General features: G+C 69.3%; 19 protein-coding genes and 1 pseudogene. 7 read left to right on the top strand and 13 right to left on the bottom strand.

What is annotated here, in order from left to right:
* From QZW52_RS10075 to QZW52_RS10100, 6 genes and pseudogenes are all read right to left on the bottom strand, one after another.
* A pseudogene (locus QZW52_RS10075) lies at positions 1–267 on the bottom strand (copper oxidase); the annotation flags it as partial.
* Positions 268–284: 17 nt separating this feature from the next.
* The gene (locus QZW52_RS10080) at positions 285–1,700 is read right to left on the bottom strand and encodes a TolC family protein (RefSeq protein ID WP_293998089.1); all 1,416 of its coding nucleotides are present in this window, start codon (positions 1,698–1,700) and stop codon (positions 285–287) included.
* On the bottom strand, positions 1,697–1,957 hold the full coding sequence (locus QZW52_RS10085; RefSeq protein WP_293998092.1) for a hypothetical protein: 261 nt from the start codon (positions 1,955–1,957) through the stop codon (positions 1,697–1,699). The genes QZW52_RS10080 and QZW52_RS10085 overlap by 4 nt, the downstream gene beginning before the upstream one ends.
* A gap of 83 nt (positions 1,958–2,040) precedes the next feature.
* Positions 2,041–2,394 carry a hypothetical protein gene (locus tag QZW52_RS10090; RefSeq protein ID WP_293998095.1) on the bottom strand — a complete coding sequence of 118 codons (354 nt, stop codon included), beginning with the start codon at positions 2,392–2,394 and terminating at the stop codon, positions 2,041–2,043.
* Positions 2,395–2,443: 49 nt separating this feature from the next.
* Positions 2,444–2,599: a nuclear transport factor 2 family protein gene (locus tag QZW52_RS10095; RefSeq protein ID WP_293998098.1), complete on the bottom strand. Its 156-nt coding sequence runs from the start codon at positions 2,597–2,599 to the stop codon at positions 2,444–2,446.
* 207 nt (positions 2,600–2,806) lie between these two features.
* Positions 2,807–3,394 (bottom strand): hypothetical protein, encoded by a 588-nt coding sequence (locus QZW52_RS10100; protein ID WP_293998101.1) that lies wholly within the window; start codon positions 3,392–3,394, stop codon positions 2,807–2,809.
* A gap of 152 nt (positions 3,395–3,546) precedes the next feature.
* Between QZW52_RS10100 and QZW52_RS10105 the strand changes: the two genes are divergently transcribed.
* Positions 3,547–3,939, top strand: a complete 393-nt coding sequence (locus QZW52_RS10105; RefSeq protein ID WP_293998104.1) for a hypothetical protein — start codon at positions 3,547–3,549, stop codon at positions 3,937–3,939.
* On the opposite strand, the gene QZW52_RS10110 is transcribed toward QZW52_RS10105, so the two are convergent.
* Positions 3,920–4,903 carry a helix-turn-helix transcriptional regulator gene (locus tag QZW52_RS10110; protein ID WP_293998107.1) on the bottom strand — a complete coding sequence of 328 codons (984 nt, stop codon included), beginning with the start codon at positions 4,901–4,903 and terminating at the stop codon, positions 3,920–3,922. The genes QZW52_RS10105 and QZW52_RS10110 overlap by 20 nt on opposite strands.
* A gap of 114 nt (positions 4,904–5,017) precedes the next feature.
* On the opposite strand from QZW52_RS10110, the gene QZW52_RS10115 reads away from it, so the two are divergent.
* From QZW52_RS10115 to QZW52_RS10140, 6 genes are read left to right on the top strand one after another with little or no spacing between them, the layout of a single operon-like run.
* Positions 5,018–5,881: an AfsR/SARP family transcriptional regulator gene (locus tag QZW52_RS10115; protein ID WP_293998109.1), complete on the top strand. Its 864-nt coding sequence runs from the start codon at positions 5,018–5,020 to the stop codon at positions 5,879–5,881.
* 59 nt (positions 5,882–5,940) lie between these two features.
* A complete protein-coding gene (gene argB / locus QZW52_RS10120; protein ID WP_293998112.1) occupies positions 5,941–6,843 on the top strand; it encodes an acetylglutamate kinase in 903 nt (300 codons plus the stop codon).
* Between the two features lies 1 nt (position 6,844).
* A complete protein-coding gene (locus QZW52_RS10125; RefSeq protein ID WP_293998114.1) occupies positions 6,845–7,522 on the top strand; it encodes a pyrimidine 5'-nucleotidase in 678 nt (225 codons plus the stop codon).
* Positions 7,523–7,578: 56 nt separating this feature from the next.
* Positions 7,579–8,229, top strand: a complete 651-nt coding sequence (gene slmA, locus QZW52_RS10130) for a nucleoid occlusion factor SlmA (RefSeq protein ID WP_293998117.1) — start codon at positions 7,579–7,581, stop codon at positions 8,227–8,229.
* 19 nt (positions 8,230–8,248) lie between these two features.
* Positions 8,249–9,181, top strand: coding sequence for an ATP-binding protein (locus QZW52_RS10135; protein WP_293998120.1), 933 nt, complete (start codon positions 8,249–8,251; stop codon positions 9,179–9,181).
* Positions 9,174–9,629 (top strand): NUDIX domain-containing protein, encoded by a 456-nt coding sequence (locus QZW52_RS10140; protein ID WP_293998123.1) that lies wholly within the window; start codon positions 9,174–9,176, stop codon positions 9,627–9,629. The genes QZW52_RS10135 and QZW52_RS10140 overlap by 8 nt, the downstream gene beginning before the upstream one ends.
* Positions 9,630–9,648: 19 nt before the next feature.
* Here the strand turns inward: QZW52_RS10140 and QZW52_RS10145 are convergent, their stop codons facing one another.
* The 6 genes from QZW52_RS10145 to pilB form a co-directional block, all read right to left on the bottom strand.
* Positions 9,649–9,858, bottom strand: a complete 210-nt coding sequence (locus QZW52_RS10145; RefSeq protein WP_293998126.1) for a DNA gyrase inhibitor YacG — start codon at positions 9,856–9,858, stop codon at positions 9,649–9,651.
* Positions 9,859–9,882: 24 nt separating this feature from the next.
* On the bottom strand, positions 9,883–10,638 hold the full coding sequence (gene zapD, locus QZW52_RS10150) for a cell division protein ZapD (RefSeq protein ID WP_293998129.1): 756 nt from the start codon (positions 10,636–10,638) through the stop codon (positions 9,883–9,885).
* A gap of 54 nt (positions 10,639–10,692) precedes the next feature.
* On the bottom strand, positions 10,693–11,283 hold the full coding sequence (coaE, locus tag QZW52_RS10155; RefSeq protein WP_293998164.1) for a dephospho-CoA kinase: 591 nt from the start codon (positions 11,281–11,283) through the stop codon (positions 10,693–10,695).
* A gap of 20 nt (positions 11,284–11,303) precedes the next feature.
* The gene (locus QZW52_RS10160) at positions 11,304–12,185 is read right to left on the bottom strand and encodes a prepilin peptidase (RefSeq protein WP_293998132.1); all 882 of its coding nucleotides are present in this window, start codon (positions 12,183–12,185) and stop codon (positions 11,304–11,306) included.
* Between the two features lie 4 nt (positions 12,186–12,189).
* On the bottom strand, positions 12,190–13,422 hold the full coding sequence (locus tag QZW52_RS10165; protein WP_293998135.1) for a type II secretion system F family protein: 1,233 nt from the start codon (positions 13,420–13,422) through the stop codon (positions 12,190–12,192).
* Between the two features lie 76 nt (positions 13,423–13,498).
* Complete coding sequence (gene pilB / locus QZW52_RS10170) at positions 13,499–15,223, bottom strand: type IV-A pilus assembly ATPase PilB (RefSeq protein WP_293998138.1); 1,725 nt, start codon at positions 15,221–15,223, stop codon at positions 13,499–13,501.
* Positions 15,224–15,346 lie beyond the last annotated feature (123 nt).

Genomic DNA, 15,346 nt, shown 5'->3' on the forward strand with positions numbered 1-15,346 from the left:
GCCGGGCGTCATCTCGCGCACGACGGGTTCGGCGACGAGGTGGAACTCCTTGACACCGTTGTTCAGGCGCCAGGGCAGGCTCCAGCCGTGCAGCGTGACGACCGGGTGATACGGGCGGCCGTCGGGCGGCATCAGCGGCTTGGCGGTCTGGGCGCTGGTCTGGATCACGGGTTCGGGCAGCGCGGCCATCGCCACGCGGCTCACGGAAGCGGCGGCCACGGCGGCGCCCGCCTGGAAGAAAGTGCGTCGGGAAAGTCGGGAAAGCATGGGGAATCCTGTGTCAGTCAATGACCGCCGCCAGCATCGGCAGCGGTGGACGAAGCGGGTGCCGCACCGGCGGACAGCGTGGGTCGGCCGAGCATCGCCATCTGCAGGTCCGCGTCGGCGAGCCAGAACTCGCGCCGCGCGTCGATGGCGCTGTTGACACTGGCGATCTGGGCGCGGGCGTCGGCGAGCAGCTCGAACACGCCGATCAGCATGCCGTTGTAGCGCAGCACGTTTTCATCGCGGATGCGCTGGCGCAGCGGCACGACGGCGGTCTGCACATGGCGGGCGATGTCCCAGGTGTGGCGCCAGTGCCGGTACGCCTCGCGGACTTCGGAGCGGGCGTCGATGGCGATCTCGGCCGTGCGGTGCAGGCTGGCGGTGTAGGTCGCTTCGGCGCGGGCCACCTTGGCGTCGCCCCAGTCGAACAGCGGCAGCTCCAGACTGAGTTCCCAGGCACGGCTGCGCTCACCGGTGTTGGTGTTGCTGCGGACCGCGCCGAGTTCCAGCACGTTCACGAAGCGCGTCGCCCGCGTCAGGCCGAGGGCGCGGGCGGTCTGCTCGGTGGCGGTCTTCGCGGCCTGCACGTCCAGCCGTTGGGCGAGGGCGCGGCTTTCGATGTCGGGCTGCTCGATCGGCGCGGCGGGCAGATCGGGCAGGCGCTCGGGCAGCGTGTAGCCGAGCTGGTCGCCCCACAGCCCGAGGGCACGGTTCAACCGCTCGCGGCTGGCGTCGCGGGTGCGTTCGCCGCGGGCGACGTTGAGCACCGCGTCGGCCTCGAACGACTGCTCGCGGGCGAGCGACAGCTTGTTGAAGTTGCCCGCCTGCGCCATGCGCCGCGCCAGTTCGGCCCCGGCGGCGGCAGCGTCCTGCACCTGCGTCAGGTAGCGCAGGCTTTCCTCGGCCGCGACCGCCTCGACCCACGCCCGCCGCACACCCGCGATCTGCGTGACCACCGTGAGCGTCGTTTGTGCTTGCTGCTGCGCGAGGCGGTGGCCTTCCAGCGAGCGGGTCAGCGGCATCAACAGCAGGTGGCCGAGGCTGAGGTGCAGGCCGCGCTCCCATTCGATGGTCTCGCCGCTGGTGGTGCGCTTGAACGAGAAACCGGGGTTGGGGAGCCGGGTGGCCTGCGCGAGTTCGGCCTGGGTGACGCCGAGATCGGCGAGTGCGGCTTGCAGGCCGCGGTGGTTCAACAGCGCGATGTCCACCGCGCCGTCCAGCGTCAGCGGCGCGGCGAGCAGGGTGCGCAGGCGTTGGCGCGTCTCGGCGGACGGGGCTTGCGCGTCGGGCCAACGGGTCAGCGTGGTGCCAGTGTGTTGGCGGAGTTGCTGCTGCAGCGGCTCGATCGCCGCGTCGGGCGAGGTGGTGGCACAGCCGGCGAGCACCGCGGCGGCGGCCAGCGTGCTCCAGGCCAGGGAACAGGGTGGCCGCTTCATTTGGCGGCCTCCGGTGTCGGGGCGTCCGGTGCCTGCGTTTGCTTCAGGTACGCCTTCCAGCCGCCGACCGCCCGCACCCGCTCGTTGACGGTGCGCCAGTCGGCAAGTTCGGGGTGGTCAGGCGCGGTGCGGCCGGCAAGGGTGGAGCGGTGGATCAGCGGGGGGACGGTGGCCCGTGGATCGGCGGGATCGGCCGGATCGGCAACGGCCGACATCGCCACCAGCGCAAGCGCAGCGGCAGGGAAACAACGGAACATGGATGGACCTCATCGAACAGAACGGACGGATCGAAACGGCACGGCGCACGACCCGCCCAGCAGGTCGCGCACCACGATTCGGATCAGGCCGCGTGGCGAGGAGGTCGGAAGAGCTGGCCGGGCGGGCCGTCACGCACGCCGGTGATCGGCGTGGCGATGGGCGCGGCGTGGGGCAGGGCGGGCAGGTGCAGCGCGAGGACCATCGGCAGGCCAAGGCTGGCGTGGCACACCTCGCACAGCGAGCAGCCGGCGTGGGCGGCAGTGGCTTGGGTGTCGCCGAGGCTGTTGCCGTGGCAGGGCGGCAGGGCGTCTGCGGCGTGGTGAGTGGCGGCGATCGGGGCCGCCGCCATCTGCGCCATCGCCCACCCGCGCAGCGGCAGCAGCGCGATCACCAGCCAGAGCAGCCAGTGCAGGGTGGGACGGGAGGGCCGGAACATCGCGGCAGTATAGGGCGCACGGGCCACCCCCTGGCCGCCCGCCGCCGGTTCAGGCCGGTGGCCGGATCTCCACCCCCATGCCCATCTGGCGCAGCAGCGTCGCCGAGTCGAACAGCCCGGTGACGCTGCGCACCCCGTCCGGCCCGGTCTCGATCAGGTCGATGCCTTCGAGGCGCACCGCTTGGCCCGTCGGCGGCAGGTCCATCAGCGAACCGTGGTTGTGTCCTTTGACATCCTCCCCGTCCTTTAGGGCGGGGAGGATGTCAAGAGTCGGGTGTACATGGCAGGACTCCTTTTGCTTTCGGGATGGACTGGATGGGCGGGATGAGCGGTGCTCGGTGGAGAGGAAACAGGCCAGGGCACTGTCGCACCACGGTGTTGATGCGGCGTAAATGGACGGCGCGTGCCGGGGTTACCGACCCTGCGGCGAGCGCGAGGTCAGCGCCGCGGGTTCGCCCGGCGTGACCAGCGGTGCGGCGGTGGCGGCCGGGCAGTGCGTGAAGCGCAGCATCTCGCCGACACGCCGCCACTGCTTGAAGTGCGCCAGGTAGCGGTTCTGGGCGGCATACGCTTCGGTTTCGGCCTGGATCACCTGCTGGCAATTGGCGAACAGCGCGTCGCCGTCGCGGCGGTGCTGCAGGTGGTGGATCAGCTCGTGGACGATGTAGGACTGGTCGGTCTCGTCGCGCAGGTCGAGCGTGTCGCGGTAGAGCACCTCCTGCCGGTCGGTGTCGTAGACGGCGATCAGCGTGCGGCAGTGGCGCGGCTCGTCGGGGCAGACGCGGCGGGCCAGTTCGATCTCTGGCAGCGCCGTCAGGGTGGGCAGCTCGGTCGGTGGCAGCCCGGTGAGCTTGCCGGCCCAGCGCATCAGGTCGTGCATCAGCTCTAGGGCGGGGGCGGGCGGCGCTGCTGCGAGGGCACGGTCAGCGGGCAGCATCAGCCATGCGACCAGGCACCACATCGGCCACACCGCCGCGCGGGGATTTCGCCGGAACAGCATGGTGAATCTCCTGGAGAGTCAGGAACCCCACCGTGCATCCGGGGTGTTGCGCTAGCGTGAGTCGCCCGTGAATCCACGCCACTTGCGCGTGATTCACGGGGTGTTAACGGGGTGCTGCTGTAGTGCGGCCGTGTTTCAACCAGGAGTGATTCATGAACTTCCGCACACTCTGCACGCTGGGTTTCTGGGTGACCTTCTTGTTCGGGCTGGGCTTCGTGCTGGCTCCGGCGCTGGTGCTGTCGCTCTATGGCATCGCGCCGGTCGAAGGGGCGCTGGCCTTGATGACCCGCTACTTCGGCGCGGGGCTGCTGGCCTACGCGGCGGCGATCCGGGGCTTGCGCACCCAGACGTCGCCCGTGCTGCAGCGCGCTGCGGCGCCGTGGCTGTCCGTGGTCCAGGTGGCGGGCTTGCTGATCAGCCTGGAGTCCGTGCTGGCGGGCACGGTCAACGCGCTGGGCTGGTCCTCGGTGCTGATCTACGGCTTCTTCTTCGTGGCGTGGGCGCGGCTGGCGCTGGGCACGTCGGTTACGGCCCAGCCCGCTTGACCCAGGGCCGCAGCTCTTCCATGTGCTGGCGCAGGTACTCGATGACCACGCGCCGGTGTTCCGCCCCGCGCACCGGCGTGGCCCCGTTGGCGGTCGCGTCGGTGGTGTCGGCGCACAGGTCGGGCATGTGGGTGGACACGGCCGTGAGGATGCCGCGCCACGCCTGCTTGACCGCGTCGGGGGAGATGCCGAGCCGGGCGGCGATGGCACGGTCGGTGTCGCCCTGCAGCGCGTAGATCGCCACCGTCTGCTGTGACGGGGGCAGGCCCAGCACGGGCGGTTGCGGGTGCAGCAGCCACAGCGACATCGGCTGCATGGCGCGGGGTGGCTGGTTGGCGCGGTCGATGGCGAGCTGGTGTGGCTCGCTGTCAGGCGTATCCGTCGGCAGGTCCGGGCTGGACTCGAAGACCTGGACCAGCTCGAAGCCCCCGGCCGCCATGTACGCCCCGCCCGGTCGCCCGTAGACCTCGCTCAGCAGCCGCCGCACATTGAAACCGGCATGGCAGAAGTACCACGCCGCCGCGCCGAGGGGCCGCATGCGCTGGCTGTCGGGGTGGTCGAGGTCGTGTTCGCGCTGCAGGTAGAGCGACATCAGCAGGCTCAGGCCCCCGCCGGCATTGCCGCGGGCGATCTCGCGCTGGTCGAGGAAGGGCTGGTGGCCGTCGAGCACCATGCCGTACAGGCGGTCGATCAGGTAGGGCTGCGGCACGCTCATCAGCAGGTCGTACACCTCGTCGCGCACGAAATGGCCGGTGCCGATGGCCTCCACGCGGGGGGCGTGCGGTGTGCGCAGGTCTTCCCAGAGGACGAAGGATTTCGGAGCGCGCCGGTCCTGCGCCAGCCATTCCGACCACAGCCGCGGCAGGTGTTCGCGCACCCGTGGCGAGACGGCGCAGCGGCCATTGCGGTCGAACAGTGCCAGGACGGCGGGCAGGTCCGCATCCTGGACGAGGCGATAGCGCATGTGGTGCTCCCTGGGACTCGCGGTGTCCTGTGCTGAGACACTCCCCATTTTCGGGACTTTTTCGCGGTCTGCCAATGCGCAGAATCGGAACAACAGAGTCCACGGGAGGTCCGCATGCAGGCACAACACGAACAAACGCACCCCTCGCACGCCCTGCAGTCGCTGCAGTCGCTGCAGGCCCTGCACCCTCCCGACAGCGCACCGGCTGTTCTCCAGATGCACTTGCTCGGGGCGCCGCGGCTCTGGTGGCACGGCGCCGATCTGGCGCGCACGCTGCCGGACAAGCACCAGGCGCTGCTGTACGTGCTCGGGGTGGAGGGACAGCCGGTGGCGCGGACGACGCTGACGCGGATGCTCTGGAGCGAGTGGCCGGACGCGGCGGCGCGGGCGAACCTGCGGGTGGCGCTGTCGCAGTTGCGGCGGGTGCTGCCGGGGGCGCTGGAGATCGATGCGCGGCGGGTGGCCTTCGCGGGTGAAGGCGCGGCGGTGGTCACCGATCTGGAGGTGCTGGCACAGGCGCTGCAGCCGGGGGCGCCCGCTGCGTGCCGGCTGGCGGGAACGCGGGTCTGGCGGGGCGAGTTGCTGGCGGCGTTCGGCCTGGCCGACTGTGACGAGTTCGACCGCTGGTGCGCGGTGCAGCGGGCACGGGCGGCCGGGCTGGCGCTGGAGTTGCAGCGTGGCCTGATGCATGCGAGCGAGGCGGCAGGTCAGTCGGACGCCGCGATGCGCCATGCCCGCGCACTCCTGCAGATCGACAGTGCCGACGAGACTGCGCACATGGTGCTGATGCGGGGGCTGGCGGCACAGGGCGAGCGCACGGCGGCGCTGCGGCAGTACGCGGCCTGTGCGGCGGCGCTGGCGGACCAGTTTGGCGCACGGCCCTCGTCGCGCTGCTATGCCCTGTACGTGCGCATCCACGCGGACGCGGTGCCGACGCGGGCGGCCTTGTTCGAGCCGATGCCGGTGCCGATGCATTGAGGCGATGGGCAGTCCTAGAATCCGGAGATCGCCTCGAACCGCATTCTCCGGAGTCCCGCATGTCCCACGCCCCCGCCGACCTCTCCCACATCGCCTCCCGCGACAAGGCCGAGATCCTCGCCCAGGCCCTGCCCTACATCCGCAAGTACCACGGCAAGACCATGGTCATCAAGTACGGCGGCAACGCGATGACCGACCCGGCGCTGCAGCAGGCGTTCGCCGAGGACGTGGTGCTGCTCAAGCTGGTCGGCATCAACCCGATCGTCGTCCACGGCGGCGGCCCGCAGATCGACGCGGCGCTGGCCAAGATCGGCAAGAAGGGCACCTTCATCCAGGGCATGCGCGTCACCGACCAGGAGACGATGGACGTGGTCGAGTGGGTGCTGGGCGGCGAGGTGCAGCAGGACATCGTGGGCCTGATCAACGCGGCGGGTGGCAAGGCGGTGGGGCTGACCGGGCGTGACGGCGGCCTGATCCGCGCCCGCAAGCTCAAGCTGCTCGACAACAGCGACCCGACGATCGAGCATGATGTTGGCCAGGTCGGCGAGATCGAGTCCATCGACCCGAGCGTGGTCAAGGCGCTGCAGGACGACCAGTTCATCCCCGTCATCAGCCCGATCGGCTTCGGCGAGAAGAACGAGAGCTACAACATCAACGCCGACCTCGTGGCGTCCAAGCTGGCCGAGATCCTCAAGGCCGAGAAGCTGATGCTGCTGACCAACATCAAGGGCGTGCTCGACAAGGCAGGCCAGTTGCTGACCGAGCTGACCTCGCGCCGCATCGACGAGCTGGTCGAGGACGGCACGATCTCGGGCGGGATGCTGCCGAAGATCGCCGGTGCCATCGACGCAGCCAAGTGCGGCGTGAACGCGGTCCACATCATCGACGGGCGCGTGCCGCATGTGCTGCTGCTGGAGATCCTGACCGATCAGGCGTTCGGGACGATGATCCGGGCACGCTGAGGTGGCGACGCCGCGTGGCAAGGCTGGGGCGCCGGTCTGGCTCTTCGACCTCGACGACACCTTGCACGACGCCTCGACCGCCGCGTTCACCGGCATCTCCGCCGCGATGACCGCCTACATCGAGCGCGAGCTGGCGCTGTCCCGCCCTGACGCCGAGGCGCTGCGCGGGCACTACTGGCGGCGCTACGGGGCCACGCTGCTCGGGCTGGTGCGCCACCACGGCGTGAAGTCGGCGCATTTCCTGCACGACACCCACGCGCTGCCCGGCTTGGAGTCGCGCCTGCGCAGCCACCCGCACGACCTCGCGGCGCTGGCGCGGCTGCCGGGGCGCAAGTTCATCCTGACCAACGCCCCCCGCGCCTACGCCGAGCGGGTGCTGACCACACTGGGCCTGTGGCGCTACTTCGACGGCGTGATCACCATCGAGCAGATGGCGATGTTCGGCCACCTGCGCCCCAAGCCGGATGCGCGGATGCTGCGCCATGTCGCCGTGCGGCTGAAGGTGAAACCGCACCGCTGCGTGCTGGTCGAGGACACGCTCGAACACCAGAAAGCGGCGCGGCGGGTCGGCATGGGCACGGTGTGGATGCGGCGCTGGATCGGGCAGACGCGCGCGCATCGGCCGGGATACGTGTGTGCCAGAATCCGCAGCCTTCAGGCGCTGGCCCGCTGGCGCTGACCGTCGGCCTGCCTGCCGACCCACCCCTGACGCCCTGATCCGCCGTGCTCGACCCGATGTCCGACGCCCCCGATTCCGCCAGCCCGTCCCCTGCCGCACCACCCGCGCCTGCTGCGGCCCCCGTGCGCAAGCGGCCCAAGCCGGGCGAGCGCCGCGTCCAGATCCTGCACACGCTGGCGCAGATGCTCGAACAGCCTGGCGGCGAGCGCATCACCACCGCCGCGCTGGCCGGTCGGCTGGACGTGAGCGAGGCGGCGCTCTACCGCCACTTCGCCAGCAAGGCGCAGATGTTCGAGGGCTTGATCGAGTTCATCGAGACCAGCGTCTTCTCCCTCGTCAACCAGGTCGTCGAGCGCGAGCCGGACCCGCGCGTGCAGGCCGCCCACAGCGTCGCCGTGCTGCTGCAGTTCGCCGAGAAGAACCCGGGCATGGCGCGGGTGATGGTGGGTGATGCGCTGGTGCTCGAACATGACAGGCTGCAGGCGCGCATGAACCAGTTCTTCGACCGCATCGAGTCGCAGTTGCGCCAGAGCCTGCGCCAGGCCGCCGACGCCCGCGGCTCGCTGGCGCCGACCGCCGAAGCCGCCGCGCAGGCGTCGATGCTGACCAGCTACTGCCTCGGGCGGCTGCAGCGGTTTGCCCGCTCCGATTTCAAGCGCAGCCCGGTCGAGCACCTCGACGCGTCGCTGCAGATGATGATTCATTGAGTTCAAGGAAGGCGCCCGCATGAGCGATTTCACCAGCCTGATCACCCGGGCCGAGGCGCTGCTGGCGCGCCTCGAAGCCGTCCTGCCCCACCCGCTGCGCGCCCCGGACTGGAGCGCGTCCATCGCCTTCCGCTACCGCAAGCGCGGCCAGGGCGGCGTGCTGGAGCCGGTGCGCCACATCGCGCCGTTGAAGCTCGCTGACCTGAAGGAAGTGGACACGCAGAAGGAACGCCTGCTGCGCAACACCGCGCAGTTCGTCGCCGGCCGCCCCGCCAACAACGTGCTGCTGACCGGCGCGCGCGGCACGGGCAAGAGTTCGCTCATCAAGGCGTGCCTGAACGAGTTCGCCGGCCAGGGCTTGCGGCTGATCGAGGTGGACAAGACCGACCTGACCGACCTGCCGGACCTTGTGGACCTGATCGCCGAGCGGCCGGAACACTTCATCGTCTACTGCGATGACCTGAGCTTCGACGAAGGCGAGTCCGGCTACAAGGCGCTGAAGTCCATCCTCGACGGCACCGTGGCGCAGACCTCGGACAACGTGCTGATCTACGCCACCAGCAACCGCCGCCACCTCCTGCCCGAGCAGATGAAGGACAACCTCGGCGCCACCTACACCGACGACGGCGACATGCACCCCGGCGAGGCGGTGGAGGAGAAGGTCTCGCTGTCCGAACGCTTCGGGCTGTGGGTGAGCTTCTACCCGTTCAGCCAGCGCGAGTACCTGGCCATCGTCGGGCAGTGGCTGCGGCACTTCGGTGTGACCGAAGCCGCGATCGAGGCGGCGCGGCAACCGGCCTTGCTGTGGGCGCTGGAGCGGGGTTCGCGTTCGGGGCGGGTGGCCTACCAGTTCGCCCGTGACCACGCTGGCAGCCATGCCGTCCCGGTGAACGTGGCGGGTGGTGCGCCAGTCCTCAGCGGCGACGTGCCGGATGGTCTCGACCATGTCTGATCGCACACCCGTGGAGGTCGCCGTCGGCGTGCTGATCGAGCGGGACGCGGCGGGGAACGACGGCCGCTTCCTGCTGACCTCGCGCCCCGAGGGCAAGGTCTACGCCGGCTACTGGGAGTTTCCGGGTGGCAAGCTCGAAGCGGGCGAGTCGGTGGAAACCGCCTTGCGCCGCGAGCTGCAGGAAGAACTCGGCATCACCATCGGCACTGGACCGGACGTGGTGCAGCCGTGGAAAGAGCTGGTCATGGACTACCCGCACGCACGGGTGTGGCTGCATTTCTGCAAGGTCTATGCGTGGACCGGCACGTTCGAGATGCGCGAGGCGCAGCAGATGGCGTGGCAGGCACTGCCGGTGGCGGTGGTGCCGGTGCTGCCGGGCACGGTTCCCGTGCTGCAGTGGTTCGCCGAAGAGCGCGGCCACACCGGACCGACGCACCGCGAAGCCTGAGCGTCAGGAAGCCCGAGGATCAGGGGCTGCCCTGGTCGTCCGGCGGCTCGACCGCAGCGACTCTGAACGACTCGCTGGCCCACGCTCCGAAATCCCGCTGGCGGCAACGCTCGCTGCAGAACGGGCGCCACGGGTTGCTCGGCGCGAACAGCGTCATCTCGCGGCAGGACGGGCAGGGCACTTGCGGCGCTGGGCGGCCGGCGCCGGCCGGGGTGTTGGTGGGGTTCATGCGGTGGTTCAGCTCAGGCGCACATCAGGCGCACAAGGTCAGCGGAAGCTGGATGCTGTCGGTCATCGGGCGCAGTTTGCCCTCGTGGTCGGCGCGGGTCAGCCGGATCGCCAGCAGCACGCGGTTGCCGCTGATCTCGGGGATCAGGTGGGAACTCGGATCGACCTGCAGCCGCGCCAGCAGCAGCGGGCGGCTGCCGGTCAGGTTCTGCTGGAACAGCCCGCTGCGGAACGGCACCGGCTGCGTCACCCCCGCCTCGCGCAGCAGCCCCAGGTTCACCTCCAGCGCCTCCGCCAGCGGATCGAGCACGCCGACCCAGCGCAGCAGGTCATGCCGCCGGCGGTTGGACGGTTCCTGCTGCCACGCGAAGTAGGCGGGCAGGTCGAACTCGCAGGTCCCACCCGGGATGTGAATCCGGCTGCGCACGCTCATCAGCCACTCGTTCGAGGCCAGCGACTGCTCGGGCTTGGGCGGCGTGGCCTGCAGGCGGCGGTGGGCGCTGCTGATGCGGTCGATGGCGAGGTTGAGCGCGCCTTCCGAGATGGACGGGTTGCCGCGGTAGCCCTCGAAGAGTTCGTGCTGACGGGCGAGTTCCTGCAGCAAGTCGGTGCGGAAATCGGTGCGCGAGGTCACGTCCATGATCTCGAACAGCGTGGCCAGCGCGTAGTGGTGGTCGGTGGCGCTGTCCTTGGGGACGAGTTGCGCCAGCCGCGTGAACAGGCGCTCCAGCCGCAGCATGGTGCGGATGCCTTCGGTGAAGGGGTATTCGTAGTAGATCAAGGCCCTGCGCTCCCGTGGTCCGGGCGCTGGCGCGGCCCGGTCGCGACGATTGTTTCACAGCCAGCCGGACCAGATCCTGTGAACTTCCGCTGCCAGTTCTGCCATTTTCAGCCCGTCGTTGACGACCACGTCGTCTGCCACGGCCAGCCGCTGTGCCCGGCTCGCCTGCTGGCCGATGATGCGCTGCACGGCCGCGGCGGTCCAGCCATTGCGCTGCATGACGCGGGCGATCTGGGTCTCGACGGCGCAATCGACCACCAGGATCCGGTCCACCTGCGCCCGCCAGCGGCCGGATTCGACCAGCAGCGGCACATCGAACACGACGATCGCTCCGTCGGGTGCGGCGGCGGCTTCGGCGCGGGTGTCCTCGCCGATCATGGGGTGCAGGATCGCTTCCAGGGCACGGCGTTGCGCGGGATCGGCGAAGACCCGCTCGCGCATCCGGGTGCGGTCCATGGCGCCGTTGTCGGCGATGACCTCGGGGCCGAAGTGCGCGGCGATGGCGGCCATCGCGCGCCCACCAGGGGCGGTGAGGCGGTGGGCGATGGCGTCGGTGTCCACGGTCCAGGCGCCCAGGTCACGCAGGATGCGGCAGACGGTGCTCTTGCCGCTGCCGATGCCACCGGTCAGACCGACGCGGCGCACCGGTCGGCCTGCTTGCGCGCTCACGCCCAGCCCATCCACCGCACCACCCGCTCGCTGCCCGCCAGCAGCACGACCGCGCCGCCGCCCGCCAGGAACGGCCCGAACGGCACATAACGCCCCTCGCGCAGATTGGCGCTCAGCTTCATCCCGATGCCTACCACCGCGCCCAGCAGCGACGCCCCCAGCACGATCGGCAGCAGCATCGCCGGCCCCAGCCACGCGCCCAAGGCCGCGAGCAGCTTGAAGTCGCCCGCGCCCATGCCGTCCTTGCCGGTGGCGAGCTTGAAGAGCCAGAAGATGCTCCACAGGCTCAGGTACCCCGCGACCGCGCCCCACAGCGACTGCGACAGCGTCAGCGGAATCCAGCCCATCGCCGCCGCGATCAGCCCCGCCCACGCCAGCGGTTGCGTCATCGAGTCGGGCAGCAGTGTCGTGTCCCAGTCGATCAGCGACATCGCCAGCAGCATCGCCGCGAACGCGCACCACAGCAGCGCCACCGGCTGCGCCCCGAAGCGCCAGCCGATCGCCGCGAACAGCAGCCCGCAGCCCGCCTCGACCAGCGGATAGCGCAGCCCGATCGGCGCCTGGCACGCCGAGCAGCGCCCACCCAGCTTGAGCCAGCCCACGAGCGGGATGTTCTCGTGCCAGTGCAGCACGTGGCCGCAGTGCGGGCAGCGCGAACGCGGGCGCGACAGGCTCAGCGGCGTGCCGTCGTCACCGGGCGGGTGCGTGGCCGCGACGCCCAGCAGCTCGGCGCTTTCGGTGCGCCACTGCCGCTCCATCATGCGCGGCAGCCGATGCACCACCACGTTCAGGAAGCTGCCGATGCACAGCCCGAGCAGCGCCAGACCGACAGGCGACAGCAGCCAAGCCACCACGGTGGGATCGAGGTCCAGACCCATGCGCTCAGACCACCTGACCGAGCTTGAAGATCGGCAGGTACATCGCCACCACGATGCCGCCGATGATGGTGCCGAGGATCACGATGATGATTGGCTCCATCAGCGTGGACAGGCCCTTGACCGCCTCGTCCACCTCCTGCTCGTAGAAGTCGGCCACCTTGCCGAGCATCTGGTCGAGCGACCCGGACTCCTCGCCGATCGCGCTCATCTGCAGCACCATGCTCGGGAAAATGCCGGTGGACTGCATCGACGAGGTCAGTGCGGCACCGGTGGCCACGTCGCGCTGGATCTGCTCGGTGGCGATCGCGAACACGGCGTTGCCCGAGGCACCACCCACCGAATCCAGCGCCTCCACCAGCGGCACGCCGGCGGCGAACATGGTGGACAGCGTGCGGCACCAGCGCGCGACCGTCGCCTTGTGGACCAGATCGCCGAACACCGGCAGCTTGAGCAGCATCCGGTCCATGGCGACCTGCATCTTGGGGGAACGGCGCCAGCTCTCGATGAAGAAGTAGACCGCCGCGATGATGCTGCCGAAGATCAGCCACCAGTACTTGACGAACACCTCGGACATGGCAATCACGACCAGCGTCGGCGTCGGCAGGTCGGCGCCGAAGGAGGTGAAGATGTCCTTGAACGACGGGATCACGAAGATCATGATCACCGCGACCACGACGAAGGCCACGACCAGCACGGCCACCGGATACACCAGCGCCGACTTGATCTTCTGCTTCAGCGCCATCGTCTTTTCCTGGTAGGTGGCCAGACGATCGAGCAGGGTTTCCAGGATGCCGGCGGCTTCACCGGCTTCGACAAGGTTGCAGTAGAGCGCATCGAAATGCAGCGGATGGCGGCGCAGGGCGGCCGACAGGCTGGTGCCGGTCTCCACGTCGCCGCGGATGTCGTTGAGCATGCGCGTCAGGCGCGGGTTCGGACTGCCGCGGGCCACGATGTCGAACGCCTGCAGCAGCGGCACCCCCGACTTCAGCATCGTCGAGAGCTGCCGCGTGAAGATGGCGATGTCCTTGCCCTTGATCGCCTTGCCGCCGGAGATCCGGCGCTTCTTGACCTTGCTGACGAGGATGCCTTGCCGGCGCAGGCTCGCGCTGACCATGGCCTCGCCGCCGGCGCGCAGCTCGCCGCGCACGGGCTTGCCGTTGCGGTCGCGGCCCTCCCACTCAAAGATGAAGTCCTTGACCTTCTTCGATGCTGATGCTGATGCAGCCGCTGTGGCCATTGCGTCTCCGTGCGCCGCTCACCGGCTCGTGTACTGGTTCATCGGGTCATTGGGCCATCGTGTCATCGCGTCACGGTCACTGGTTGGTGACGGAGATCACTTCTTCCAGTGTCGTCACGCCCACGCGAACCTTGAGCAGTCCGGAGCCACGCAGGTCGCGCACACCGTCGCGCTGTGCCTGGGTGGCGATGTCCAGCGCATTGCCCTGGGCCAGGATGACACGCTGGATCGCTTCGGTGATCGGCATGACCTGGTAGAGGCCGACGCGCCCGCGGTAGCCGTTGTTGCAGGCCGAGCAGCCGACCGCCTTGTACGGTTTCCACGAGCCGTCGAGATCCTCGCTCTTGTAGCCCGCGCGCAGCAGCGCCTCGCGGGGGAAGTCGGCCGGGGCCTTGCAGTTCTCGCACAGGCGCCGCGCCAGCCGCTGCGCGGTGATCAGGATCACGCTGGCCGCGATGTTGAACGGCGGCACGCCCATGTTGAGCAGCCGCGTCAGCGTCGTCGGAGCATCGTTGGTGTGCAGCGTGGACAGCACGAGGTGGCCGGTCTGCGCGGCCTTCATGGCGATGTCGGCGGTGTCCAGATCGCGGATTTCGCCGACCATGATCACGTCCGGATCCTGGCGCAGGAAGGCTTTCAGCGCCGTGGCGAAGTTCATCCCCGCCTTGTCGTTGACGTTGACCTGGTTGACGCCGGGCAGGTTGATTTCGGCCGGGTCTTCGACGGTCGAGATGTTGATGCCGGGCTGGTTGAGGATGTTCAGGCAGGTGTAGAGCGACACCGTCTTGCCCGAGCCGGTCGGGCCGGTGACGAGGATCATCCCGTAGGGCCGCTTGATGGCCGCGAGCAGCCGCTCCTTCTCGTCGCGCTCGTAGCCCAGCGCATCGACACCGAGCTTGGCCGAGGACGGGTCGAGGATCCGGATCACGATCTTCTCGCCGAACAGCGTCGGCAGCGTCGAGATCCGGAAGTCGATCGCCTTGTTGCCGAACTTCAGCTTCATGCGGCCGTCCTGCGGCACGCGCTTCTCGGCGATGTCGAGCCGGCTGATGACCTTGATGCGCGAGGCGAGCTTGTCCTTGATCGCCACCGGCGGCTGCGTGATCTCGCGCAGTTCGCCGTCGATGCGGAAGCGCACGCGGTAGGTGCTCTCGTAGGGTTCGAAGTGCAGGTCGGACGCGCGCATGTTGATCGCGTCGATCAGCATCTTCTGGAGGAAGCGGACCACCGGCGCGTCCTCGACCTCGGCGGTGACTTCCTCGTCGGGCTTGGCGTTGGGATCCTGCTCCTCGACATCGAAGTCGAACTCGCCCGAGACGATGGAGTCCAGCGCGTCGTTGGCCGAGGTGGTCTTGGCGTCCACGATGCGGGCGAGCTTGTCGTACTCGACGACGATCCACTCGGGCGTGAGCTGCGTGGCGAACTTGATGCGATCGACCGCTTCCTGGTCGGTCGGGTCCGCGCCGCCGATGAACAGGCGGTTGCCGCGCTTGCCCAGCACCAGCACCTGGTACTGCGACAGCGTGCGCGTATCGACCAGGTTCTGCGGCAGCTTGGTGACATCGACGACATCGAGATCGAGCAGCGGAATCGCCAGCGCGCTCGACAGCGAATGCGCCAGATCGGCTGGGCTGAGCGCCTGTGCAGCGACCGCGGCCGAGACGAAGCTGCGGCGCTGGTCACGGGCGGTGCGCGCGAGGTCTTCGGCGACCCGCGAGGTGATTTTTCCGGCGTGTACCAGCACGCGCGCGACCCCGGACAGGGTGCTCTGGGGTCCATCGGTGAGGGTGTCGGCTGCCACGGAGTTGGTCGGGTCGGCGGAAATTGAAAAATGGAAGGCGCAAGGCCGATGATCGGTGATCCCGCCCGTGCTGTAAATCACATCGGACAAGCCCGAAGGTCCGGGGGACGCGCCACCGATCCG

The sequence above is a fragment of the Sphaerotilus sp. genome, from assembly GCF_013299175.1.
In the GTDB taxonomy this organism is placed as follows: Bacteria; Pseudomonadota; Gammaproteobacteria; order Burkholderiales; family Burkholderiaceae_C; genus Sphaerotilus.